Origin of the sequence: Herbaspirillum sp. SJZ107, assembly GCF_006715485.1 — a bacterium.
Classification (GTDB): domain Bacteria; phylum Pseudomonadota; class Gammaproteobacteria; order Burkholderiales; family Burkholderiaceae_D; genus Telluria.
In genome coordinates, this window is the sequence record NZ_VFNH01000002.1 from 601,068 (window position 1) to 626,231 (window position 25,164).

The 25,164-nt window shown below is 67.3% G+C and carries 14 protein-coding genes and 2 pseudogenes; 8 read left to right on the forward strand and 8 right to left on the reverse strand.

Translation table 11 applies throughout. The features are described from left to right. Positions 1 to 5: 5 nt before the first annotated feature. The 4 genes and pseudogenes from FBX97_RS30475 to FBX97_RS12415 form a co-directional block, all read right to left on the reverse strand. Positions 6 to 2,600 (reverse strand): annotated as a pseudogene (locus FBX97_RS30475) (hypothetical protein); the annotation flags it as partial. Continuing rightward, positions 2,588 to 4,327, reverse strand: a complete 1,740-nt coding sequence (locus tag FBX97_RS29855; RefSeq protein WP_221631798.1) for an FkbM family methyltransferase — start codon at positions 4,325 to 4,327, stop codon at positions 2,588 to 2,590. The pseudogene FBX97_RS30475 and the gene FBX97_RS29855, both read right to left, overlap by 13 nt. A gap of 7 nt (positions 4,328 to 4,334) precedes the next feature. After that, positions 4,335 to 5,582, reverse strand: a complete 1,248-nt coding sequence (locus FBX97_RS12410; RefSeq protein ID WP_141832018.1) for an ABC transporter ATP-binding protein — start codon at positions 5,580 to 5,582, stop codon at positions 4,335 to 4,337. Continuing rightward, positions 5,582 to 6,424, reverse strand: a complete 843-nt coding sequence (locus FBX97_RS12415; RefSeq protein ID WP_141832021.1) for an ABC transporter permease — start codon at positions 6,422 to 6,424, stop codon at positions 5,582 to 5,584. Before FBX97_RS12415 ends, FBX97_RS12410 begins: the two co-directional genes overlap by 1 nt. Before the next feature lie 305 nt (positions 6,425 to 6,729). On the opposite strand from FBX97_RS12415, the gene FBX97_RS12420 reads away from it, so the two are divergent. From FBX97_RS12420 to FBX97_RS12430, 3 genes are read left to right on the forward strand one after another with little or no spacing between them, the layout of a single operon-like run. Then, the gene (locus FBX97_RS12420) at positions 6,730 to 8,481 is read left to right on the forward strand and encodes a type I secretion system permease/ATPase (RefSeq protein ID WP_141832023.1); all 1,752 of its coding nucleotides are present in this window, start codon (positions 6,730 to 6,732) and stop codon (positions 8,479 to 8,481) included. Further along, positions 8,478 to 9,800, forward strand: a complete 1,323-nt coding sequence (locus FBX97_RS12425) for an HlyD family type I secretion periplasmic adaptor subunit (protein ID WP_141832025.1) — start codon at positions 8,478 to 8,480, stop codon at positions 9,798 to 9,800. Before FBX97_RS12420 ends, FBX97_RS12425 begins: the two co-directional genes overlap by 4 nt. Before the next feature lie 5 nt (positions 9,801 to 9,805). Beyond that, positions 9,806 to 11,152, forward strand: coding sequence for a TolC family outer membrane protein (locus FBX97_RS12430; RefSeq protein WP_141832027.1), 1,347 nt, complete (start codon positions 9,806 to 9,808; stop codon positions 11,150 to 11,152). A 41-nt stretch (positions 11,153 to 11,193) separates the two neighbouring features. Here the strand turns inward: FBX97_RS12430 and FBX97_RS12435 are convergent, their stop codons facing one another. Continuing rightward, a complete protein-coding gene (locus tag FBX97_RS12435) occupies positions 11,194 to 12,060 on the reverse strand; it encodes a sulfurtransferase (protein ID WP_141834387.1) in 867 nt (288 codons plus the stop codon). A 357-nt stretch (positions 12,061 to 12,417) separates the two neighbouring features. On the opposite strand from FBX97_RS12435, the gene FBX97_RS12440 reads away from it, so the two are divergent. From FBX97_RS12440 to dnaE, 3 genes are all read left to right on the forward strand, one after another. Continuing rightward, positions 12,418 to 13,305, forward strand: coding sequence for a MipA/OmpV family protein (locus tag FBX97_RS12440; protein WP_141832029.1), 888 nt, complete (start codon positions 12,418 to 12,420; stop codon positions 13,303 to 13,305). A gap of 195 nt (positions 13,306 to 13,500) precedes the next feature. Continuing rightward, complete coding sequence (locus FBX97_RS12445; protein WP_141832031.1) at positions 13,501 to 14,175, forward strand: PEP-CTERM sorting domain-containing protein; 675 nt, start codon at positions 13,501 to 13,503, stop codon at positions 14,173 to 14,175. Positions 14,176 to 14,302: 127 nt separating this feature from the next. After that, on the forward strand, positions 14,303 to 17,812 hold the full coding sequence (gene dnaE / locus FBX97_RS12450; protein WP_141832033.1) for a DNA polymerase III subunit alpha: 3,510 nt from the start codon (positions 14,303 to 14,305) through the stop codon (positions 17,810 to 17,812). A gap of 175 nt (positions 17,813 to 17,987) precedes the next feature. On the opposite strand, the pseudogene FBX97_RS12455 reads toward dnaE, so the two are convergent. Beyond that, positions 17,988 to 18,704 (reverse strand): annotated as a pseudogene (locus tag FBX97_RS12455) (glycosyltransferase family 2 protein); the annotation flags it as partial. Positions 18,705 to 18,915: 211 nt separating this feature from the next. Here FBX97_RS12455 and msbA point away from each other — a divergent pair. Together msbA and waaF are read left to right on the forward strand one after the other, a co-directional pair. Continuing rightward, positions 18,916 to 20,646, forward strand: a complete 1,731-nt coding sequence (msbA, locus tag FBX97_RS12460) for a lipid A export permease/ATP-binding protein MsbA (RefSeq protein ID WP_141832035.1) — start codon at positions 18,916 to 18,918, stop codon at positions 20,644 to 20,646. A gap of 13 nt (positions 20,647 to 20,659) precedes the next feature. Then, positions 20,660 to 21,709, forward strand: a complete 1,050-nt coding sequence (gene waaF, locus FBX97_RS12465) for a lipopolysaccharide heptosyltransferase II (RefSeq protein ID WP_141832037.1) — start codon at positions 20,660 to 20,662, stop codon at positions 21,707 to 21,709. Here waaF and FBX97_RS12470 read toward each other — a convergent pair. Together FBX97_RS12470 and FBX97_RS12475 are read right to left on the reverse strand one after the other, a co-directional pair. After that, complete coding sequence (locus FBX97_RS12470; RefSeq protein ID WP_141832039.1) at positions 21,706 to 22,653, reverse strand: DUF535 family protein; 948 nt, start codon at positions 22,651 to 22,653, stop codon at positions 21,706 to 21,708. The two genes, waaF and FBX97_RS12470, sit on opposite strands and share 4 nt — an antisense overlap. Positions 22,654 to 22,825: 172 nt before the next feature. After that, positions 22,826 to 25,084, reverse strand: coding sequence for a family 1 glycosylhydrolase (locus FBX97_RS12475; RefSeq protein ID WP_141832041.1), 2,259 nt, complete (start codon positions 25,082 to 25,084; stop codon positions 22,826 to 22,828). Positions 25,085 to 25,164: the final 80 nt, after the last annotated feature.

A 25,164-nucleotide genomic window follows, 5' to 3' on the forward strand; every position in this document is an offset into this window, starting at 1 on the left:
AGCGCTTCGACCATCCAGCCTTCCTTGCCGGCCACGACCAGGTTGACGTCGACACCCTGGGCCCACAGCAGCTCGAACGCGGCCAGCGCCTGGGCGTGGCCCTTGCGCGGCTCGACCGTGCCGACCATCAGGAAGGTCGGGCGCGCCGCCAGTGCCGCCAGCGCGGCCGCCGCGGCCGGGCTGTCCGGTGCCGGAGCGCGCGCGGGTGCGCCGCCATCGATGTCGGCGCCGAGGTGGAACCAGCCCAGCTGCAGCGGCCGCCCGGCGCGCTGCGGCGCCAGGCCCTCGGCCTCGATCCAGCCGGCCAGCTCGTCGGCCACTGCGCGCGAGATGCACAGCACGCCGTCGGCCACGCGGTGCACGGTGCGCAGGAACGCGCCGAAGTGCTGCTCGGTGCCGAACGGGAAGGCGTCCGGGCGCAGCATCGGCAGCACGTCGTACATGCAGAAGTAGAGGGCTACGCCGCGTGCGCGCATCGCGCGCAGGGCTTGTTCGTTCTGCGCGGTGCCGCTCAGGTAGAGGTCGAGGCCGAAGAAGATGTCGCCGGGGTGCAGGTCGAGCGGCGCGTCTTCCAGCGCCAGGCCGCCGCTGGCACCCGGGCCGGCCGCACCGGCCAGCGCCAGGCCGAACTGGCGGGCGTAGCGGTAGCCGCGGTTGGCGCCGGGGGTGAACACCGGCTCGACCCGGTAGCCGGGCGGCGGTTCGGCGACCAGGGCCAGCAGGATGCTGCGCACCACGCGCTGGATACCGGTCTTGAGGTCGTCCAGCAACAGCGCCGAGACGTCGACCAGCAGCTGGCGCGGCCCCGCGCGCGGGCGGTTGAAGGCAATGGCCGCGGCCAGGGCCGGCAGCGCCTCATCGGGGCACAGCGCGGGGCACAGTGCGGCCGCGCCCTCTACCAAAGCGCGGTAGGCGGCGGGTTCGCCATGGCGCGCGAAGTGCTCGATCGCTTCGGCGCACTGGCGCCCGGCATGTTGCGGCGCATGCTCGGCCCGCATGTGGGCGGCGGCGCGGCGCGACAGCCGGGCCCGCAGCGCGGCATCCGCATGCAGGCAGCCCAGCGCTGCCGCCACCGCAGCGGTGAGGGCGGCCGAGTCCGGCAGGTCGGGCAGCTTGAGCACCATGTCCTCGTCCAGCGCGGCGGCGGCGCCGTGCGCGTTGACGATGGTCGGCACGCCGTACAGCAGGCAGTCGAGCACGGCCGCCGAGGTCTCGCCGCGCGAGGCCCGGCGCAGCTGCACGGCGGCGTCGCAGGCGGCCAGCCAGCCGGCATAGGTGCCGGCATCGGCGAAGCCGGTGATGCGGATCCGGCCCGCGGCGCCGGCGGCGCGGATCGCCGCCGCGAGTTCGGCGCCGTACTGTCCGGGATCGTTCTCGCCGACGAACACCAGGGTGCAGGACGGCGCCTGCGCCAGCGGCGAGGCCAGGAAGGCCGCCGCCAGCTCCTTGTTCAACTTGGTCGGGCCGAGCATGCCGAAGCTGCACACGACGAAGTCGCCGGGATCGAGGCCGAGCCGTGCGCGCGCTTCGCTGCGGGCGTCTGTATCTGCATCTGCGTCTGCTGCGCGCGATGCCGGTATGGCGCGCAGTAGCGGGATGGTGCGCCAGCCCTCGGCGGCGTCGGCGCCGTACCACTGGCGCGCCAGGGTTTTCGGATACTCGCCATGGACGATGATGCCGGCCGCATGGTCGAGGATGCCGCGGTTGACCGGCCAGGCCCACACGGCCGGCGTGCGTCCCTCGCGGCGCAGGCCGAGCAGGCCGGTATAGCCGTGCGATTCGTACAGGGCACGCACGAAGCCCTGGGCCAGGTAGCCCTGGTGGTCGAGATGATCGATCACGTTACCGAAATAGAAGTCGTGCAGCACCACCACGCCGGGCACGTCGCGGATCAGCTCGAACATGTGCCTGTGCATCGGCGCGTTGCCGAAGTGGTAGAGCACGCGGTCGTAGTCGTGTGCGTGCTGCCTGAGCCAGTCGACCGGACGCCGGGGCAGGGCGTCCAGGCGGGCGTCGCGCGGACGCGTGTCGTCGTCGTCCCGCGCATCGGCCTGGCCGACCACCAGCTCGACGTCGTAGTAGCGCGCCAGTTCCGGAGCCAGCGCGGCGCTGTAGTCGGCTATGCCCGAGCGTTCCGGCGGCAGCGGCGAGACGTAGGCCAGGCGTGGCCGGGTGGCCGGTGTGGACGGCGGCATGCGTTCGGCGGCGGTGGCGGCGAGGCGGGTCAGCAGGGTGGCGGCGTCCGCTTCGGGATCGAGGACCACGGTCGGCAGCGTATCGTCAGCGGCTTCGGGTGCGCGCGCCACCAGCACCACGTCCGGCGCCAGGCCGGCCAGCGCATGGCGCCGCAGCAGTGTCCGTAGGGAAGGCGGCAGCAGGGACGGCGAGCGGGCATCACCGGGCAGCGCGAACGGGCGCAGGTGCGTGCGCGGCAGCAGGCCGGCAAAGGCGCGCTCCAGCGCATCGCCGGCGGCCGGGTCGTCCGGCAGCGCCACGCGGATGTCGTTGGCGGCGGCGCTGCGTACCAGTGCCTGCAATTGGGCCAGTGCGGCGGCATCGACGGCATCGGGGCCGTCCAGCAGGTCGATCACGATGCGCATGGCTTGCCTTCCTGTTGTTTCTGCCGGCCGCGCGCACGGCGCAGGTCGGCGAGCACGCTGCGGGCCGACGCCGGCAGGTGGCGCAGGTCTTCCGGCACCGCCAGTGCGGCCGCGCCGGCGGTGGCGACGGGCGGCGCCTGCCGGACCCGCCGCAGCAGGCTGGAGACGCGCCGGTTCAGTGCCGGATAACGCAGCAGCACCGGGATCAGCGTGCGCCGCATCCGCTCGCTGCTGCTCGCGTGCTGCACGACGCGCTGCAGCGCGCGCCGTGCCAGGCCGGCACCGTGCAGGCGCCGGGCAAAGGCGCCGAGCGTGCGCAGCGGCTCGGTCAGCTTCCACGAGGGGCTGGCCAGGGTCGCCAGCAAGCGCTGTTCGAGGTCGTGCGCCCATGCCGCCACCTGGCGGCCATTGGCCACCGCCTGCTCGTATTCGCCGTGCAGCCGGGCGATCTCGGCCTGGGCTTCGGCGATCCCGGCATGGGCGCGGGCGCTGGCGGCGTGTGCACGTACCAGCTCGGCCCGGACGCGGCTGGCCTGGTCGCGCTCCGCAGCGGCCTGGGTACGTGCCTGGGCGGCCTCGGCCTGGGCCGCGGCGCTGGCGTGGCGGGCCTGGGCAGTCTCGGCACGGGCACCGGCGGCGGCATCGCGCGCCTGCACGGTGTCAATGCGCGCCGCGGCAGCTTCGGCCAGCGCTTGCGTGGTTCTCCTCCATGCCTGGGTGGCATCGGTGCGCGCCTGCAGGGCTTCGGCCTGGGCCCCGATCGTGGCTGCCTGGGCCGCGATGGTCGCTGCCTGGGCCTCGGCGCTTGCCGTCCGTAGCGCGTCGAGCGCCGCGCGCAGCTGCAGCGCATCGGCCTGGGCCGCGGCGATGCCGCGCTGGGCTTCCGCGGCCGCGGACCGGGCGGCGTCGGCCTCGGCCTGCGCGCCGTGCTTTTCGTGCGCGAGCACATCGGCGCGGCGCAGCGCTTCGTCCAGCCTGGCGTCGCTGGCCTGCAGCGCCTGCTGGCTACGGCGGGTGGCTTCCCAGGCGCGCTCGAGGTGATAGGAGATATAGTTGTCGAACACGTTCGGCTGGACGCCGAAGTGGCGCAGCAGCGCCGCATGTTCCGGCGCAACGTAGTACCGGTTCAGGCCGTCGAACCAGGCGAAGCGGTAGCCGTGGCCGGTGACCAGGGGTTCCCAGCCTTCGTGGCAGGTGGCGCGGCTGTTGGGTAGCGTTGCCTCGATCACCAGCACCCACGGCCGCCAGCGCGCGAAATCCATGCCGCGCAAGACTTCGCCCTCGAAGCCTTCGACGTCGATCTTGAGGAAGTGGATCGGCCCGCGCACATGCTCGGCGCAAACCGCCGCCAGTGGCCGCACCGGCACGGTCAGCTCGGCCACGGCATGGCCGGCGGCGCGGTGCATGGCGGCCACCGCGGGTTCCGGAGAGGCCCAGCCGCGCACCGCCGGCACGTCGTACAGCGTCAGGCTGCCTTCGGCGCTGCCGGCGGCGATGGCGAGGTTGAGGTCGCGCGGGCGCTGTTCGGCGAAGGCGGCGGCGTGCGCCGGCAGCGGCTCGATGTTGATGCCGCGCCAGCCGGCGTCGTAGAAGGCCTTGGTGACCGAATGCTCGACCGGGTCGCTGGCGCCGACGTCGATGTAGAAGCCGGTTTGCGGGTCGATGTCGCCGAGGGCGCGCCACAGCAGCACGTCTTCGTTGTTCTGGGAATAGGACAGGAAAGGCATGCGCGGCTCACGCGGTGATGGAAGTGCGTTCGATGGCAATGGCCGGGTCGAGCCAGGCCGATCCTTCGAAATACGGGCGGCGCATGTTCACCACCGTGAACAGCAGTGCCAGGTCGCGCCATTCGTAATTGTTGACGAGGTGGGTCTCGGTGCTGACGATGGCGGTGGCCACCGAATAGCTGCCCGGGCCCAGGTTCATCGGGAAGGCGAAGCGGTACACCACGTCCTCGCCGGCGGCGACGTCGGCCAGCGGCAGTTCCTTCAGGTGGGTATTGGTCCCGTACATCGGCTGGCCGAGGCGGTTCTTGATCATGTAGCCGAGTACCATGCGCGGGATAGTCGCGTGCGCGCGCACCGTCACCCGCAGCGTGACCGGCGCGCCGACGTCGACCACTTCCACGCGCGCGCCGTGCTCGTCCAGCAATGCGATGTCGGCGACCGTGGCTTCGCCGGTGCCGGAGATCGTCTGCAGCTTGCCGGCAGGGGTGTCGATCACGCGCACGGTGGCGCGCATTTGATTATTCTCCCGCTCGGCGATCAGGGCGTTGTAGTAATCCATGATCTCCTCGGGCGCGCCCATGCGCACCAGGCGCCCGCCGTCGAGCAGCAGCGCGCGGTCGCACAGCGACTGGATCGCCTGCTTGTCGTGCGAGACCAGCAGCAGCGTCGTGCCCTGGCGCCGGAACTGGCGGATGCGCTCGATGCTTTTATGCTGGAAGTAGGCGTCGCCCACCGATAGCGCTTCGTCGACCACCAGGATGTCGGGCCGGCGCACGGTGGCTACCGCGAACGCCAGGCGCACCTGCATGCCGCTCGAGTACACGCGCAGCGGCTGGTCTATGTAGTCGCCGATCTCGGCAAAGGCTTCGATCTGCGGCATCAGGCGCACGACTTCCGCCGCGCCCATGCCGAGCAGCTGGCCGGCCATGACGGCGTTCTGGCGGCCCGTAAAGTCGGGATGGAAGCCCATGCCCAGTTCCAGCAGCGCGGCGAGGCGCCCCTGCAGCTGCACGCTGCCGGCGCTGGCCTGCGTGATGCCGGCGATCAGCTTGAGCAGCGTGCTCTTGCCGGCGCCGTTGATGCCGACCAGGCCGACCGCTTCGCCCGGCGCCACCGTGAAGCTGATGTCCTGCAGCACCCACTTCAGCGTATGGCGCGGCGGCGCGCCCGGCAGCAGCCACTCGAGCAGGCGCGACCAGCGCGCCGGGTACTGACGGTAGGCCTTGCCCAGGCCCGCCACGGTGAGCGCGCCCATCACAGTTCGTCCGCCATCTCGCCGGCGCGGCGGCGGAACAGGTGCAGCGCCAGCCCGCACAGCAGCACGGCCAGCAGCGCCACCGGCGCCAGCCCGGCCCAGTCGGGCGCAGTATGCGCCACCAGCACGCCCTGCCAGGCCCCTACGAGGCGCGCCATCGGGTTCCAGTCGATCAGCAGCGAGCGCACGCCCTCGGGCAGGATCGCCGCCGGATAGACGATCGGGGTCAGCCAGAACCAGAACTGCATGGCGATGGAGACGAAGGGGCCGACGTCGCGGAAGAACACGTTGAGCACCCCGGCGGCGGTGCCGAGGCCGATCGCCAGCAGCGTCTGCAGCAGCAGCACCGGCGCCAGCGCGGCGAAGACCCAGCCGGGAAAGTTGCCTGAGCCCAGCAGGAACAGCGTGAACAGGCCGAACATGATGCCGAAGTCGAGCAGGGCACTCAGCACCACGATTGCCGGCAGGCAGATGCGCGGGAAGCTGATCTTCTTGATCAGGCCGGCCTGCTCGATGAACATGCCCTGGGCGCGCGCGACGATGGCGGCGAACAGGTTCCAGCCGAGGATGCCGGCACACAGCCAGATGCCATAGGCGTAGGGGGCATTTTCAGCGGTAGCGGCGTCGACGCCGGGCAGGCGCGCGTGCATGACCTGCGCAAAGATCACGGTGTACACCACGATCATGGCCAGCGGCGACAGCAGCGACCACGAGGCGCCCAGCACGGCGTTGCTGGTCTTCGATTCGAATTCGCGCCGCACGCTGCCCAGCACGAAACCGCGGTAGGTCCACAGGCCGCGCAGCGTGGCGGCCGGGAAGGCACGGCTGAGGTCGTTGTTCATGGCGGGCAGGGCCGGCTAGGGAAAAAACCACTCTACGGTATGCACAGGCGATAGTCACTCGGATCATGACGCGGGTTTGCGCTGCGCCAGCCCGGGCCGTTCAACAGGCTGGATCTCTTTAATGTCTGAAATTTTTTATTTTTGGTATGGCAATGGATGTGACCCCGGCGCTACTGAACACCCGGATTGAATGTGACACTAGGCACATGGTGCGACACTTTTGGTCCATAATTGGCGCGGATAAGTTTCTCGGAATCACGATTCGTCATCGAGGCCGCCCTGTCCGGCCCGCCACTCCCCCTCATATGAATACATCGCTGGAAAAGAAGAGCGAGATCGAACAGGTGCTTCGGTCCTTCAAGAGCACGTTCTTCACGGTCGGCGCGTTCAGCGCGATCATCAACCTGCTGCTGCTGGCGCCTTCGCTGTACATGCTGCAGGTGTACGACCGGGTGCTGGCCAGCCGCAACGAAGTCACGCTGCTGATGCTGACGCTGTTGATCGTCGGCGCCTACCTATTCATGGGCGGCCTGGAACTGATCCGCTCGTATGTGCTGGTGCGCATCGGCGCCCAGTTCGACCTGCGCCTGGGCCAGCGCGTCTACACCGTGGCCTTCGAGCAGAACCTGAAGCAGGCCGGCGGCAACGCAGGGCAGGCGCTGGCCGACCTGACCAGCATCCGCCAGTTCCTCACCGGGAATGCGCTGTTCGCCTTCTTCGACGCGCCCTGGTTCCCGATCTACCTGGTCGTCATCTTCATCTTCGAGCCGGTGCTGGGCGCGTTCGCGCTGGCCGGCACCGTGGTGCTGGTGGTGCTGGCGATCGTCAACGAACGCGTCACCCGGGCGCCGCTGACCCAGGCCAACGCGATGGCGATCCAGGCGGGCACCCTGGCCACGAACAACCTGCGCAACGCCGAGGTGATCGAAGCGATGGGCATGCTGCCGCACCTGTTCCAGCGCTGGTTCCGCCTGCACGGCACCTTCCTCGGCCTGCAGGCCGACGCCAGCCAGAAGGCCGGCCTGATCGGCGCCGTCACCAAGTTCGTGCAGGTGGCGATGGGGTCGCTGGTGCTGGGCCTGGGCGCGCTGCTGGTCCTGGAAAACAGGATCACCCCGGGGATGATGATCGCCGCCTCGATCCTGCTCGGCCGCACCCTGCAGCCGGTGCAGCAGGTGATCGCGGTGTGGAAGAGCGTCAGCGGCGCGCGCAGCGCCTGGACGCGCCTGGAAGCGCTGCTCGACGCGAATCCGGCGCGCGCGGCCGGCATGGCCCTGCCGGCGCCGCAGGGCACGCTGGTGCTGGACAACGTCACCGCCGCGCCGCCCGGCCTCAAGAACCCGGTGCTGAAGAACGTGTCGCTGGCGCTTGCGCCCGGCGACGTACTGGGCGTGCTGGGGCCGAGCGGCTGCGGCAAGTCGACGCTGGCGCGGCTGCTGGTCGGCGTGTGGCCGGCGATGATCGGCAAGGTGCGCCTGGACGGCGCCGACGTCCATCAATGGAACAAGACGGAACTGGGGCCGCACCTGGGCTACCTGCCGCAGGACATCGAACTGTTCGCCGGCAGCATCAGCGACAACATCGCGCGCTTCGGCGAGGTCGATGCCGCCAAGGTGGTGCAGGCGGCCAAGCGCGCCGGCGTGCACGACATGATCCTGCAATTCCCGCAAGGCTACGACACCCAGCTCGGCGACGCCGGCGCCGGCCTGTCGGGCGGCCAGAAGCAGCGCATCGGCCTGGCGCGCGCGATGTATGGCGACCCGGCGCTGCTGGTGCTGGACGAGCCGAACTCGAACCTCGACGAGGCCGGCGAGGCAGCGCTGCTGGGCGCGGTGGCCGACCTGCGCCAGCGCGGCAAGACCATCGTCATGATCACCCACCGCCCGGGCGCGGTGCAGGTCACCACCAAGCTGCTCCTGCTGCGCGACGGCGCGGTGCAGGCCTTCGGCCCCACCGGGCAGGTGCTGGCCGCAGTGCAGGAAGCCGCCAGGGCAGCCGGCAAAACCCAGGCGATGCGTGCCCCGCTGGCCGCCGCCACTGGAGAAGCGAAGCAATGAACGCGATACCGAACGAAGTCCCTCAGGTGAATACCGACGCCCGTGCCTATGCGCGCATGGGCTGGCTGATCGTCCTGCTGGGCGTCGGCGGCTTTTTGTTGTGGGCGCTGCTGGCGCCGCTCGACAAGGGCGTGCCGATGGCCGGCACCGTGGCCAAGGAATCGAACCGCCAGGCGGTGCAGCACCAGGCGGGCGGCACCATCGCGCAGATCCTGGTGCGCGACGGCGACGTGGTGAAGGCTGGCCAGGTGCTGGTGCGCATGAACCCGGTCGTGGCGCAGTCGGCGGTCGACATGACCGACAGCCAGTACCTGACCGCGCTGGCGGTGCAGGCGCGCCTGGAAGCCGAGCAGGCCGGCGCCAGGTCGATCAGGTTCCCGGACGCGCTCGAGCAACGTCAGAGTGACGCGCGTGTCGCCGGCATCATGAGCCTGCAGCGCGGGCTGCTGGCCTCGCGCCAGGCCTCGCTGCAGAACGAACTGGCCGGCGTCGATGAGAGCATCGCCGGCCTGAAAATCCAGGTGCAGGGCCTGCAGGCATCGCGCGACAGCAAGAAGGAGCAGGTCGCCATCCTCAAGGAGCAGCTGGCCGGCATGCGCGACCTGGCGAAAGAAGGCTATGTGGCGCGCAACCGCCTGCTCGACCTGGAACGCACCTATGCCCAGCTGGGCGGCGCGATCTCGGAAGACATCGGCAACATCGGCCGCGCCCAGCGCCAGGTGGCGGAACTCGTGCTGCGCAAGGCCCAGCGCCTGCAGGACTACCAGAAGGAAGTGCGCACCCAGCTGACCGACGTCCAGCGCGAAGCCGAAGCCCAGCAGGCGCGCCTGCAGGCGCAGAAGTTCGAGCTGTCCAACGTGGAAGTGAAAGCGCCGGCCGCCGGCACCGTGGTCGGCCTGGCCGTGTTCACGCCGGGCGGCGTGGTGCCGGCCGGTTTCCGCATGATGGATATCGTGCCGAGCGGCGACGCGCTGGTGGTCGAGGGCCAGCTGCCGGTCAACCTGGTCGACCGCGTGCATCCGGGCTTGAAGACCGAGCTGATTTTCTCGGCTTTCAATGCCAACCGCACGCCGCACATCGACGGCGTGGTCGAGCAGGTGGCGGCCGACAGCACGGTCGACGAGCGCAGCGGCACCGCGTTCTACAAGGTGCGGGTGAAGGTGACGCCGAAGGGCGCGCGCATGGTGGCCGAGCACAGGATGGACATCCGTCCCGGCATGCCGGTCGAGCTGTTCGTGAAAACCGGCGAGCGCACCATGATGAATTACCTGCTCAAGCCGGTGCTGGACCGTGCCCGTTCGGCCTTGAGCGAAGAGTGAGTACCATGCGTTTGAAACTCAAGATCGGCGCGGCGCTCGCGCTGTCGGTCATGCTGGCGGGGCAAGCCGGCGCCGTCACCCTGCAGCAGGCCTACGAGGCCGCGCTGAAGAACGACCCGGCTTACCGGATGGCGTATTACGACCGCGAAGCCAGCAAGGAAAACCGCGTCATCGGCCGCGCCGCGCTGCTGCCGAGCGTGTCGGCCAACTATGCGCTGAGCCGCAACGTGGCCGACGTCGACACGCTGCAGCAGAACGTTCTCGGCATCGGCGACGCCCGCTTCCTGACCCATCCGCACTACCTGAGCCGCTCGGCCGGCGTGCAGCTGCGCCAGCCGATCCTGAACCTGGATGGCGTGGCGCGCTACCGCCAGGGCAAGGTGGCGGCCGCGCAGGGAGAAGCTGCCTTCGAAGCCAGCACCGACGACGTCGCGGTGCGCGTGGTCAGCGCCTACATGGATGCGCTGTTCGCGGACGACCAGGTCGCGCTGTCGAAAGTGGCGCGCGACATGTACGTCGAGCAGATGCACGTGAACGACCGCCTGTTCGAGAAGGGCGAGGGCACCCGCACCGACATGCTGGAAACCCAGGCCCGGCTCGAGCTGGCCGAGGCCCAGCTGACCGAAGCGCAGGATAACGCCGTCGCCGCGCGCGAGACCCTGGCCGGCATCATCGGCATGGACCCGGGGCCGCTCGACAAGCTGGGCGAACACTTCCGCCCGGCCGGCATCACGCCGTCCAGTTTCGAAGACTGGGAAAAGATCGCGCGCGAACGCAACCCGGAGCTGGCGGCGGCGCGCCTGGCGGTGGAAAACGCGCGCCTCGAGATCGACAAGAACCGCGCCGGCCATTACCCGCGCGTGGACCTGGTCGCCGCCTACAGCCGCGGCGACGCCGAATCGATCAACACCTATACCCAGAACACGGTGAACCGCGCGATCGGCGTGCAGGTCAACATCCCGATCTACCAGGGCGGCGCCGTGAGTGCCGCCACGCGCCAGGCGGCGGCCGGCTACGGACGCGCCCAGTCCGACCTCGACGCCCGGACCAGCAAGGTGCTGGTCGAGCTGCGCAAGGCGCACAGCCTGGTGCAGTCGAGCGTGCGCAAGATCGAGGCGCTGGACAAGGCGGTGGCCTCCGGCAAGCTGTTGATGACGGCGACCGAAAAGAGCATCCAGGGCGGGGTGCGCATCAACCTGGATCTGCTGAATGCGCAGCAGCAGCTGTACACGAGCCAGCGCGACTTGGCGCAGGCGCGCTATTCGTATCTGATCGGGTTGTTGCGGCTGCGGGCGGCTGCAGGGACGCTGGATGGGGGGAGTGTGCGGGAAGTGGCGGCGTATTTCCGCTGAAGCGAAGCGTCATTCCCGCTTCCGCGGGAATGACGGTGTTCTTATTGCGCGGCTATGGCGTCGGCATTCGAAGCCTCACCCGCCGGCTTCGCACAATGCGGGCACGACACCCCCACCACATACTCGGGCGCCAGCTGCTGGCGCGGCGTCACCACCGCGCGGCAGGCGAAGCATTGCACGGTTTCGGTCGGCTCCAGCTTCGGGTTCAGCGCGGTACGGTAGTCGAACACGAAGCAGTCGCCGTTGTAGTGGTCGCCGCCGACTTCCTCGAAATACTTCAGGATGCCGCCGTCGAGCTGGTACACGCGGTCGTAGCCGATGTTCTGCATGTGGATCGCCGCCTTTTCGCAGCGGATGCCGCCGGTGCAGAAGGTGACCACGGTCTTGCCCTGCAACTCGTCCTTGTGGGCGGCCGCCACGGCGGGAAATTCGGTAAACTTGTCGATGCGGTAGTCCAGCGTATTGTTGAACGTGCCGACGTCGACTTCGAAGGCATTGCGGGTTTCCATCATGACGACCGGGACGCCGTCGTCGTCATGGCCCTGGTCGAGCCAGCGCTTGAGCGTCTTCGGATCGACCGACGGCGCGCGGCCGAGTTCCGGCTTGATCAGCGGCATGCGCATCGTGATGATTTCCTTCTTGATGCGCACCAGCATGCGGCGATGCGACTGCTCGTTCGACAGGCTTTCTTTCCACTCCAGGTCGGCCAGGCGGGCGTCGCTGCGGACCCAGGCCAGGTAGTCGTCGATGTGCTCGCGCGTGCCGGACAGGAACATGTTGATCCCTTCCGGCGTCAGCAGCACCGTGCCCTTGAGGCCAAGCTTCTCGCACAGCGCCTGGTATTGCGGGCGCATTTCTTCGAGGTTGTCGAGGGAGATGAATTTGTAGGCGGCGATGTTGACGTACATGATGGAAGAAAATGAGGTGCTGGCGGACAGCCCGCTATTATAAGTCAGGGCTTGCGCGAGGTCAGCGGCCAGGGACATATTCCATACAAATACCGTCGCGTTTGCAGCGATTGCACCTGCCATCGCCGCATGCGCTCCAGCACGCCGGGCGAGTCGATCAGGCAATAAAAATCGTGGCGGTGGCACCACAAGGCGGCGCGCGATTGCGGCGTACTGGAGCGCCACGAGCGAATACCTTCATAAAAGTTCACCCACGTCTCTGATTCGTCGCAAATATCGACACCAACCCATGCCCCTAGGATGAACTGCATGCACGGGGCACCCGCAGTGGGTGCTTCGGTTTCCTAAGGGGCGATCATGACCACACTGAAGAAGACGCTGAGATTGACGCGGGCCGCCTGGGCCGCCGGCTGTGCCATGCTGTGCAGTGCCGGCGCCATGGCACAGGAAGTCATTCCGGTCGAGCTGCCGGACGAAAGGAACATGATAGGGGCGGGGGCGTTTGCCGTGCCGGACTTCTATGGTGCCGAGGATTATCACGCCGAAGGGGCGGGCTTCCTGCACGTCAATCTCGGCAACGGCTTGTGGCTGGAACTGCTCGGCCAGGAACTGCGGCTGAACGTGGTGCCGGGCTATGTCGGGCAGAACTTCCAGCAGCTCAGCACGGTGCGCGCCGGTTTCATCTACCGCGGGCGCCCGAGCCGCGACAACGACGTCGACGACGAGGTCGTCCAGCGCATGCAGCGGATCCCGATTGCCAGCGAGCTCGGGGTATTTGCCAGCTACAGCTTGCCGATGCCCGGCGGTAATCCCATGCACAAGATCGTGTTCAGCGGGGATGCGGCCTGGGCCACAAATACGGTGTACAGCGGCGCCGCCGGCAACGTCCGTGCGACCTACTTCTACCCCTTCCCGCAGGGCCTGGGCGGCAAGCCGCTGCTGGGGTCGGCCGGGTTCGGCCTGTTCTTCACGAGCGACCATTTCACCGAGCGTTATTTCGGCATCCAGGGGGCCGACCTGGCGCTGTATCCGGAACTGGGCGGGGTGCCTTTCCGTCCCGAGGGCGGGCTGACGTCGATCCGGATCCCGGTGTCGCTGACGTCGCAACTCGATCCGCACTGGTCGGTGACGGTTGCCGGGCGCTATGAACGGCTGCTTAACGATGCTGCCGACAGCCCGCTCGTGCGTACGCGCGGCAATGAAAACCAGTGGACCGTGGGAGCGGCCATCAATTATTACTTTTGAATCGACACGTACCGAAACGGCGAGCACGACCGTGTCTGAAGGCTCGCCGTCACCGTTTTGAAGTGTCGGAAAAATTTACAATAAGAAAACTAAATTGCCTTTAAATAAATTAACTAATTGAAATGTAAAGGAATTATTTATCTGGCATAATTTTTGCTGAATGAAGGAAACAAATTATTCCTAGGGAAATCCTTCATGAAAGCCATTACTGCACTCTTCGCCACCGTCCTGCTCGCCTCGTCGACCTTGGCCAATGCCAACACGATTTCGCTGGTCAACGACACGACGGGCCATGTCGTCACCACCGCGCTCAATACTGTCGAAAACTACAAGATGCCGGCGGTGTCGGAAGCAAATGGCGTCTACATCAATTTCGATTTCACCTACAGCGGCGTCCTCGGCAACAATGACTTCTTCGGCGCCTTCTTCGGCAGCTCGACCGGTCCGAGCTTCGGCCTGAAAGCCAATGGCGGCAATGGCGGCACTACCAGCGACCTGTTCGTGCGCCTGGGCGGTACCGATGGCACCTTCCTCGCAGGCAGCAACCTGGTGGCCGGTACCCACTACGCGCTGCTGGGCTACCTGTCGAAGAGCGGCAACAGCAGCGGCAACTACAACACGCTGTCCCTGTGGGTCAACCCGACCGCGAATGAAATCGCTTCCCTGCGCGGCGCCGATATCACGATCAAGGGCGACAGCGGCCTGTCGTCGATCACCAGCGCCGGCTACCGCACCGTCAACATCGACAATGGCGTCAGCCTGAACGTCGGCGCCATCAGCGTCAACGCCGTGCCGGAACCGGGCAGCCTGGCACTGTTCGGCCTGGCTGCTGCCGGCCTCGGTCTCGTACGCCGCCGCAAGCAGGCGTAACGCTGCTATAAACCAGCACGAGCCGGCTTGCAAGGCCGGCTTTTTCATTTGACGGATTTGCCACGCCGGCATTCCGAACGGAAAGCCGGCGCTCCCGTCCCCCGCCCGGGCGCGGTAAAATGAAAGGATGACTTCCCCGACCTCATTGCCAACTTTTACCCATCTCCGCGTCCACTCCGAGTATTCCATCGTCGACGGCCTGGTCCGTATTGACGACCTCGTGGCCGCCGCCGTGAAGGACCAGCAGCCGGCGCTGGCGGTGACCGACCTGGCCAACGCCTTTGCGCTGGTGCGCTTCTACAAGGCGGCACGCGGCAAGGGCATCAAACCGATCGTCGGGGTCGATGCCTGGATCACCAACGACGACAACCGCGACAAGCCGTCGCGCCTGCTGTTGTTGGCAAAGAATTACACCGGCTACCTGCAGCTGTGCGACCTGCTGGCGCGCGCCTGGCTCACCAACCAGCACAAGGGCCGCGCCGAGATCCGCACCGAGTGGCTGGAAGCGCTGGCCACCAGCACCTCCACCCTGCAGCCGGACGTGCCGCAGGCGAATGCCCTCATTGTCCTGTCGGGCGCCCATTTCGGCGACATCGGGTGTGCCATCGAGAACGGCGACCTGGCCAAGGCCGAAGCGTGCGCACAGCGCTGGGCCGCCATGTTCCCGGGCCACTTCTACATCGAGATCCAGCGTGCCGGCCAGCCCAACCAGGAACAGCAGGTGCGCCATTCGGTGGCGCTGGCGTCGCGCCTCGGCCTGCCGGTGGTGGCGACCCATCCAGTGCAGTTCATTAACAAGAATGAATTCATCGCCCACGAAGCGCGCGTCTGTATCGCCGAAGGCGAGATGCTGGCCAACGCCAAGCGCGTGCGCCGCTTCAACGAAGAGATGTGCTTCAAGTCGCAGGCCGAGATGGCCGAGCTGTTCAAGGACTTGCCGGGCGCGCTCGCCAACTCGGTGCAGATCGCCAAGCGCTGCAACGTGACGCTCACGCTCGGCAAGCCGCAGCTGCCGGACTTCCCGACGCCGCCGGGCATGACCATCGACGACTTCCTGATTGCGGAGACCAAGAAGGGCCTGGAAGAACGCCTGATCCAGCTGTATCCGGATCCGGAAAAGCGCGAGGCGGAACGGCCGCGCTACGACGCGCGTCTCGAGTTCGAGAACCAGACCATCATCAAGATGAAGTTCCCGGGCTACTTCCTGATCGTGGCGGAGTTCATCCAGTGGGGCAAGAACAACGGCGTCCCGATCGGCCCTGGCCGCGGCTCGGGTGCGGGTTCGCTGGTCGCGTATGCCCTCAAGATCACCGACCTGGATCCGCTGAAGTACAACCTGCTGTTCGAGCGTTTCCTGAATCCGGAACGCGTCTCGATGCCCGACTTCGACATCGACTTCTGCCAGGAAAAGCGCGAGCTGGTGATCCAGCACGTGAAGGACCTGTACGGCCGCGACGCGGTGTCGCAGATCGCCACCTTCGGCACCATGGCCGCGAAAGGCGCGATCCGCGACGTCGGCCGCGTGCTCGATTTCGGCTACACCTTCTGCGACGGCATCTCGAAACTGATCCCGTTCAAGCCGGGTAAGCCGGTCTCCATTGCCGAAGCGATCGAAGAAGAACCGCTGCTCAAGGAGCGCCTGAACAACGAGGAAGAGGTCAAGCAGCTGCTCGACCTCGCGCAGCAGGTCGAGGGCATCACCCGCGGCATCGGCATGCACGCCGGCGGCGTGCTGATCGCGCCCGGCAAGCTCACCGACTTCTGCCCGCTGTACACCCAGGGCGGCGACGCCGGCGTGGTGTCGCAGTACGACAAGGACGACGTCGAAGCCGTCGGCCTGGTCAAGTTCGACTTTTTGGGCCTGACCACGCTGACCATCCTCGACCGCGCCGTCAACTACATCCGCGCGCTCGACCCGGCGGACGCCGATTTCAACCTGGAGTCGCTGCCGCTGAACGACCGGCCGTCTTATAAACTGCTGTCCGATGCCAAGACGGTGGCCGTGTTCCAGCTGGAGTCGCGCGGCATGCAGGGCATGCTGAAGGATGCGCGTCCCGACCGCTTCGAGGACATCATCGCGCTGGTGGCGCTGTACCGTCCGGGGCCGATGGACCTGATCCCGGACTTCTGCAAGCGCAAGCACGGCGAAAAATTCGACTACCCGGACCCGCGCACCGAGTCCATCCTGTCCGAGACCTACGGCATCATGGTCTACCAGGAGCAGGTGATGCAGATGGCGCAGATCGTGGGCGGCTACTCGCTCGGCGGCGCCGACATGCTGCGCCGCGCGATGGGTAAAAAGAAGGCCGAGGAGATGGCCGAGCACCGCGAGATCTTCCGCGCCGGTGCCGCCAAGGATGGCCTGTCGACCGAAAAGGCCGACGAGATCTTCGACCTGATGGAAAAGTTCGCGGGCTACGGCTTCAACAAGTCGCACGCCGCCGCCTACGCGCTGCTGTCCTACCACACGGCCTACCTCAAGCATCACCATCCAGCCGCTTTCATGGCCGCCAACATGTCGCTGGCGATGGAAGACACGGACAAGATCAAGATCCTGGTCGAGGATGCGCTCGACGTCTGCAAGCTGACCCTGCTGCCGCCGGACGTCAACGAATCGCAGTTCCGCTTCACGCCGGAAGGCCAGCCGAAATCCGTTACCGGCAAGCCGGTGTCGAACATCCGCTACGGCCTGGGCGGCGTGAAGGGCGCGGGCCAGGGTGCGATCGAGGCGATCATCGCCGCGCGTACTGAGGGCGGCAAGTTCAAGGACCTGTTCGACTTCTGCCTGCGCGTCGACCGCAAGCAGATCAACCGCCGTACCATCGAATCGCTGATCCGCGCCGGCGCCATGGACTGCTTCGGCGTCGACCGCGCGGTGCTGCTGGCATCGGTCGGCTTCGCGATGGAAGCGGCCGGCCAGGCCGCGGCGGCCGCCAACCAGGTCAGCCTGTTCGGCGGCGACGACAGCGACCTGGTGGCACCGCCGGAATACGTGAAAGCGACGCCGTGGACCGACCGCCAGAAGCTGGCCGAGGAAAAGATCGCGCTCGGCTACTACCTGTCGGGCCACATGTTCGACTCGTACGCGGCCGAGGTGCGGCGCTTCGCCAAGACCAAGCTGAAGGACCTGGAGCCGTCGCGCGATCCGCGCATGCTGTGCGGCGTGATCACCGGCGTGCGCACCCAGATGACCCAGCGCGGCAAGCTGCTGATCGTCTCGCTGGACGACAAGACCGGCACGGTCGAGGTGACGGTCTACAACGAGCTGCTGGAGCAGAACAAGAACATCTTCCGCGAGGACGAGTTCCTGCTGGTGGTGGGTAAAGTGTCGGAAGACCGCTTCAACGGCGGCCTGCGCATCACCGCCGAAAAGGTGTTCGACATCGCGGCGGCGCGCATCCAGTACGGCCACAAGCTGGAGATGGATGTGGCGTGCACCATCGCCCCGAGCAAGCTGGCCGAGGTGCTGCAGCCGTACCGCCAGCAGGATGGCCTGCCGGTCAGCCTGCGCGTGACGCCGCAGGGGATTCCGTGCACCCTGCAGCTGGGGGATGGCTGGCGGGTGGCGCCGTCGGACGAGTTGAAGTATGCGCTCGAGATGCAGCTGGGGGCGAAGGAAGTGGCGGTCGAGTATTGATTCGCAGGGTGGACGGCTGTGCCGTCCACCCTGGCGGTAACGCCGGCGTCAACCTTGTGTTTGCGTGCTCATGCAATCCTTTCACCGCCTGCGTGATCCCGGTTCCAGCGCGCGCAAGCACCTCCTGCAGGTTACTCCCCGCCCGATCCCGCCCGGCCTCCCGGTGCCACAAATGAAACACCTCGGTCGCAAACGCCCCGTCGGTCCGTAGCACCCCCGCGTGAAACAGCCGCAGCACCAGGTCCGAATCCTCGTAACCCCATCCCGTGAAACTCTCGTCGAAGCCGTTCACGCGCTCCAGGTCGCTGCGCCACACCCCCAGGTTGCAGCTCTTGATGCGGCGCCAGTTGAAGCGCCGCGCATTGCTCCCGATGCGGCGGCCGATGTCCGGCCAGCGCACCAGCAACTGCGCCACCTTGTTGATGTGTCCGCCCAGACGCCAGCCCAGGTGCGTGACGCTCGACGCCGCCGCCACGTCGATGCCGTCGTCCAGCACACGCCGCGTGAGCGCCTCGCTCATCAATACGCGGCTGCCCGACACCAGCCGTCCCGGCCGCGCCAGCGCCCGGTGGCGCGCGATGAAGTCGTGCTGCGGGATACAGTCGCCGTCCAGGAACACGATGTAGCCGCCGCGCGCCGCCAGGATCCCGCGGTTGCGCGCCATCGCCGCACGGAAACCCTGGTCCGGCTGCCAGACGTGTTTCAGCGGCACCGGCGATGCCCGCGCCAGCTGCTCGATGCAGGCCGCCGTGTTGGCAGCCGAACCGTCATCAGCGATAATGATTTCGAAGTTCTTGTCGTCCTGCATGAAGCAGGCACGCACCACGGCGGCCAGCGCATCCGGCCGGTCATAGGTGGTGATCACGAGCGAGAGGGGCCGGGCGGGTTGCATGGTGTCGAAGGTCACTGCCGTATCGGGTCAAGCGCAAGCCTAGCCTTGTCGGCCCCGTCGGAATTCGTTCCCGGCCAGTGTGTTGATCTGGTTCAAACCGAGCCGGGGATGTCCCGGCGCACTCCCATGGTGTTCTCGCTTCCATGCATAATGATGGGTTGCGGGCACCGGCTTTCCTCATGGGCGTCCGCCTGAATGCGAAAGAGAAAAATTGGATAACCGTATCATCGTCAAACGCCTGTGGGCACTCGTCAAACCCTACCGCACGCGCGCTTTCCTGGCGTTGCTGGCGATGGCGCTGACCGCCGTCACCAATCCGCTGCTCGCCAAGGCGCTGGAACTGCTGATGGACGAAGGCTTCCGCGGCAAGCCGGGGTTTTCCCTGTGGTGGATCCCGGGCGTGCTGGTCATGCTGTTCGTGGTGCGCGGCGTCGGCACCTTCGCCACCGCCTATTACAACAGCTGGGTCCTGAGCCGCGTCACCAACGACCTGCGCGCGCAGGCCTTCGACCGCGTGCTGCGCCTGCCGGTGGCGCGCTTCCAGGAAGAATCGACCGGCAAGATCATCAATACCGTGGTCGGCGACGTGCGCCAGGTGGTCGACATGATCAACTCGGTGTTCCTGTCCTTTGTGCGCGACGTGCTGGTCGTGGTCGGCCTGCTCGGTTCGCTGTTGTGGATGAACTGGTGGCTGACCCTGATTGCGATCGTGGTGGTGCCGCTGACGGCGGTGATCGTGCGTACCACCAGCAAGCGCCTGCGCCACCTGAACCGCGAAAACCAGCGCGTGACGGCCGAGATGACGCAAGTCGTCGAGGAAGCCGTGCGCGGCCACCAGGTGGTGCGCGTGTTTTCCGGCGAGGCCCACGAAAACCACCGCTTCTGGCAGCGCAGCGAAGCCATGCGCGGCTTCTGGCAGCGCATGACGGTGGCCTTCGCCGCCACCACCCCGGTGACCCAGATCGCCACCTCGCTGGCGCTGTCGCTGGTGGTGGTGCTGGCACTGCAGGCCGGCATGACCACCGGCGAATTCACCCGCTTCGTGACCCTGATGCTGATGCTGCTGACGCCGCTGAAGGCACTGGCCGAAGTCAACGGCCCGATGCAGCGCGGCATCGCCGCCGCCGAGACCGTGTTCGAGCTGGTCGACGCACCGGGCGAGCACGACCCCGGCACCCGCACCCTCGGCCGCGCGCAAGGCCACGTGCGCTTCGAGAACGTCAAGTTCCGCTACCCGGGCGCGCTGGCGCCGGCGCTGGACGGCGTCACGCTCGACGTCAAGGCGGGCCAGACCATCGCGCTGGTCGGCATGTCGGGCGGCGGCAAGTCGACCTTCGTGAACCTGGTCACGCGCTTCTACGAACCGGAATCGGGCCGCATCCTGCTCGACGGCGTGCCCTACCAGGACATCAGGATGGCCTCGCTGCGCGCCCAGCTGGCGCTGGTCAGCCAGAACGTGGTGCTGTTCGACGATACCCTGCGCGCCAACATCGCCTACGGCGCCGAGCGCGTCGACGAGGCACGCCTGATGGCGGCGGTGCGCGCGGCGCACCTGAGCGACGTGGTGGAGCGGCTGCCGGAAGGCGTCGACACCCGTATCGGCGAGAACGGCATGCGCCTGTCCGGCGGCCAGCGCCAGCGCGTGGCGATCGCGCGCGCGATCTACAAGGACGCGCCGATCCTGATCCTCGACGAAGCGACCTCCGCACTCGACAACGAGTCCGAACGCGCGGTGCAGGCCGCCCTCGACACCCTGATGGCCGGGCGCACCACCTTCGTCATCGCGCACCGCCTGTCGACCATCGAAGGCGCCGACCGCATCGTCGTGATGGAACTCGGCCGCATCGTCGAGCAGGGCACGCACGACGAGCTGCTGGCGCTGGGCGGTTCGTACGCCAACCTGTACCGCCTGCAGTTCGCCACCCTGGCGGAGGAGTCATGAACCGGTCCTGGATATGGACAATGCGCGCACCCTGGTAATTTCGCCGAACTGGATCGGCGATGTCGTGATGGCGCAGCCGCTGCTGCGCCTGCTCAAGCGCGCGCGGCCCGAGCGCCCCATCGACGTGCTGGCGCCGCCGCAGGTGGTGCCGGTGTGGCGCCGCATCCAGGAAGCCGACGACATCCTGGCCACCCCGTTCCGCCACCGCGCCCTGCAGCTGGGCGAGCGCTTGCGCTATGCGCGCCTGCTCAGGCGGCGCGGCTACCGCGATGCCTACGTGCTGCCGAATACCCTCAAATATGCATTGATTCCCTGGCTGGCGCGGATTCCGCACCGCATCGGCTACAAGGGCGAATCGCGCTACGGTATCGTCAACGTGATGCACCACGACGAACGCCCGCAGCGCGCGATGGTGCCGTTCTACGCGGCGCTGTCGCGCGAACCCGGCCTGCCGCTGCACGATCCGCGCTGGGAAACGATGCGGCCGCGCCTGGTGGTGGCCGGCGAAGAGACCGAGCGGGTCGCCGCGCGCCTCGCCGTCGACCTGGGGCGGCCGCTGATCGCCTTTGCGCCCGGCGCCGAATTCGGCAGCGCCAAGCGCTGGCCGCCGGCCTATTACGGCGCGCTGGCACGCCAGGTCGTGCGCGAGCTGCCCGGTGCCCAGATCGCGCTGATGGGATCGCCCAACGACCACGACACCTGCAAGCAGGTACAGGCCTGTGCGGGCCAGGCCGGCAGCGGCATGCTCAACCTGTCGGGCCAGACCTCGCTCGACGACGCGATCACGCTGCTGGCCCAGGCCACCGCAGTGGTCGCCAACGACTCCGGCCTGCTGCACGTGGCCTCGGCGCTGAACCGGCCGGTGGTGGCGCTGTACGGCTCGACCGACCCGGACTACGCGCCGCCGCTGTCCGACCTGGCGCGCACGGTGTCGCTGCGGCTGCCGTGCTCGCCGTGCCGCCAGCGCGAATGCCCGCTGGGGCACCACGACTGCATGAACAGGATGAGCGTGGAACAGGTGTGGGGAGAGTTGGCGGCGGTGCTGCAGGCCGCCCGCGGCTAGCGCGCGCGCAAGCCTGTGCCGACGCCATCCGCCAGCTGCATCAGCACTTCGAACCGGCGCCGCGCTTCGGCCCGCTTCTTCGACGGTATCGCTTCCATGTCGGGTGCCGCCAGCGCCGCGCAATCGATCTCGTAATCGCCATCGGTCCGTTTGCGGGCGCCCAGTTCTTCCCACAGCCCGTCGTAGTCGGCCAGCACGCGTCCGTTGCGGATCGCCTTGTAGACCACGCGGTTGCGGTTCGAGACCAGCAGCACGCGCGCGCAGCCGTAGTCGTGGGCCAGCTGGCGCACCAGGGCGATCATCAGCTGCTTCGGGCGCAAGCCGTGCAGTTCGCGGGTGGCACTGCGGATCGCTGCGCGCGCATCGTCGGTCTTGCCGCCCTGGATGCAGCCGACGTGGATGTCGGGCACCGGGCCGCCGTCGCGCGCGGCGATGGTGAAGGCCACCGTGTACAGCGTCTTGCCGTCCTGGACCAGCTGCAGCACCATTTCGCCCTCGCGGTCGAACTCGGTCAGGGTGCGCAGTTCGATGCGGTAGGGCGGGCCGCTGCGGCCTTGGGCTTCGGCCAGCACGACCGCCGCCAGGCTGGCGCGCGCCGCCACCTGTCCCAGGCCGCGGCGGAAGATGAATTCGTAGTGGGCGCGGATCGCCGCCAGCCGACGGCCGGGGCCGAGCGCGTGGCTGCTGTAGGGGCGATAGACCTTGTACAGGAAGCGCGGGCAGCTGCGCACGTATTCGGAAAACGCAGGATGCGAATTCAGCAGCTGCAGCCATTGGGGCGTCAGGCCGGGGTGCAGGAGGGCGCGCAGCCGGATCTTGCCAAGTTCCCGCACGAACGCCAGGCGCGGCAAATGCGGCGGTACTGCCGAGCGCAGCGTGACCGAGGGCAGGGCTCGGGCAACCAGACGTTCGGCCCAGCCCGGTTCATCGCGATACAGTTTCATGCGGGCTCTCCGTCACACAGGTTTCGTTAAGTAACGCTATGTAACATAGTGTAACGACGGAGATGCTTGCAGTAAATATATTGTTCCGTTACAAAACGGTAATGTAGAAAAAACGGCCTGAGTCTTGACAGACCTCAGGCCGGCTGTTGTATTTACAGTAAAAGTAAGGCGGTCAGCTTGCGTAATGCGCCGGTGCCGCTTCTTCCTTCTCGACCGCGCGCTCGCCGACCTCGCGTTCGTTCAGATAACGTCCCAGCGCATCGCCGAAGGACGGCAGCAGCATGCCGCGCTCGCTCGAGAGCGCGCTGTAGGCCGGGCGCGGGGCAGGCTGGCCGAGCGCATCGTCGCCGACTTCCTCGAGCGTCGCGGGTTCGATGCCGGCGGCGGCGCAGGCGCGGCGTGCCAGTTCGGCCCAGCTCATGGCTTCGCCATTGGTCAGGTGCCAGACACCGCATTCCTTGTCGATCAGCAGGTCGAGGGCGACGTTGACCAGGTCCGGCACGTAGGTCGGCGACACCACCTGGTCGGCGCTGGCGGCGAACGGACGGCCGCTGCCGATCGCGTCCAGCGCCTGGCCAACGAAGTTGTGCTCATCCCACGGGCCGAAGAAGGCGCTGGTGCGGATGACCAGGGCTTGCGGATCGGAATCGAGTACGCGGCGCTCGGCGTCGGCCTTGCTGCGGCCGTACACGCCCAGCGGCGACACCCGGTCGGATTCGACATAGGGACGGTCGGTATTGCCGTCGAACACCAGGTCGCTCGAGAAGGTCATCAGGCGCACGCCATGGCGGATCGCGGCCAGGGCCAGCACGGTCGGGCCGTGGGTGTTCTCGCGCATGCAACGCTCGGCTTCGCCTTCGGCGTCATCCACGCGCACGTAGCCGCCGGCATTGATGACGGCCCACGGCTTGTAGCGAACGATTGCGGCTTCGACTGACGCCGGATCGGCGATGTCCATTTCCTGGCGCGTCAGCACGTGGTAGGCGAGGTTGCGCCGTTCGCAGATGCGGGCGAAGGCGCGGCCCAGCGTGCCGGTGGCGCCTGAGATCAGGATCGGCTGCGGGAAGGTCGAGCGGAAGGCGCCGCGGTCGTTGATGTCCGCCACCGCGGTGCGGGTGGCGACCGGCTTGGCAAAGAAGCGGCCTGGACGGCGCCACCAGCCCTGGCCCTGCAGCACCGGGTGCGACAGCGGACGGCCGGTGGCCAGTTCGCGCATCATCGAGGCGACCGCGGTCGGACGCGGCTGCGGGCCGCGCACGTCGAACGGCCCCGGTTCGTAGTAGCCGCGGCATTCGGTGACCAGGCAGTTCCAGTCGTAGGAGCCGAGCAGGGCCCAGACCGTGACGGCGCGGATGTCGGCGCCGCTCTGCTGCACCTTCTTGGCGGCGTTCCAGATTTCGAGCAGCCAGCGCATCTGGTCTTCGCGGTTGGCGTCGATGTGGGCTTCGGTGATGGCGATCGGCAGGCCGTAGCGCTCCCAGGTTTCCTGCAGCAGCGGGCCGATACCCGGCGTCGGCGTGGCCAGCACGCGCGGGCATTCGATGTCGGCGTGCGGCACGCCGCGGTATTGGGTGCGGCGGTTCTCCGGATAGCGATCGAGGCGGTGGTCGAGCCAGCGTTCGCTGGTCGCATAGTAATTGACGCCCATGATGTCCGGCGGGCAGGCGTTATCCTTGAACCAGAGCAGTTCTTCGGCGGTCGCTTCGGCTTCGAGCAGGTAGTTCCACAGCGCGTGGTCCTGGTCGATCTTGCCGCACAACATATCCCAGCCGAGCCAACGGCGTTCATTGAAGAAGTTGGCGAACTCGGCCATTTCCGGCGTGCCGTAGGTGCGCGACAAGTCGTCGGTCTGCACCAGCTTGGCGTCCGGGTTGACCTTGCGGATCTCGCGCATCGACAGCACGGTCGCCTTGCACTGGACGATCAGGGCGCGGATGAAGGTGGCCTCGCTGTTGCCATGTGGGTACCACACGCCGTTCAGGCCGGAGAAACGGGCGGTCGTGCAGATTTCATTGACCGGTGTGTAATACTCGACCCAGGGATAGCGGCGCGCCACGGCGCCGGCATATTCGGCCAGCTTTTCGGGAAAATCTTCGGAGACCAGGCTCGTATGGCGCGGACCGCTGCCATGGTGGACCAGGCCGACGATGGGCGTGACGCCCAGTCGTTGCAGTGCGGGCAGGCGTTCGTCCGGCCAGGACCAGTCAGCCTTGTCGACGCCGTCAGGCGCGGTGCGTTCCCACAGCACAGGGTAGCGGATCGCACGGATCCCGAGGGACGCAAAACGTTCGATGTCTTGCAGCCTTTCTGCGTGACCGTTACGGTCCATCTGGGAGAAGTAATTGTCGCGTACGCGATTGACGGTGCATTCGAGGCCGCCCCACAGCTGGAGCGAAGAGGTTGCTGGCTGGATAGGGTTGTTGAGATTCATGAGCGCTTCCTGCGTTTTAAATCGAAGCTTTACCATAGTCGGCTGACACTGCTTCTTGTGTGAGCTGCCGAACATATAAA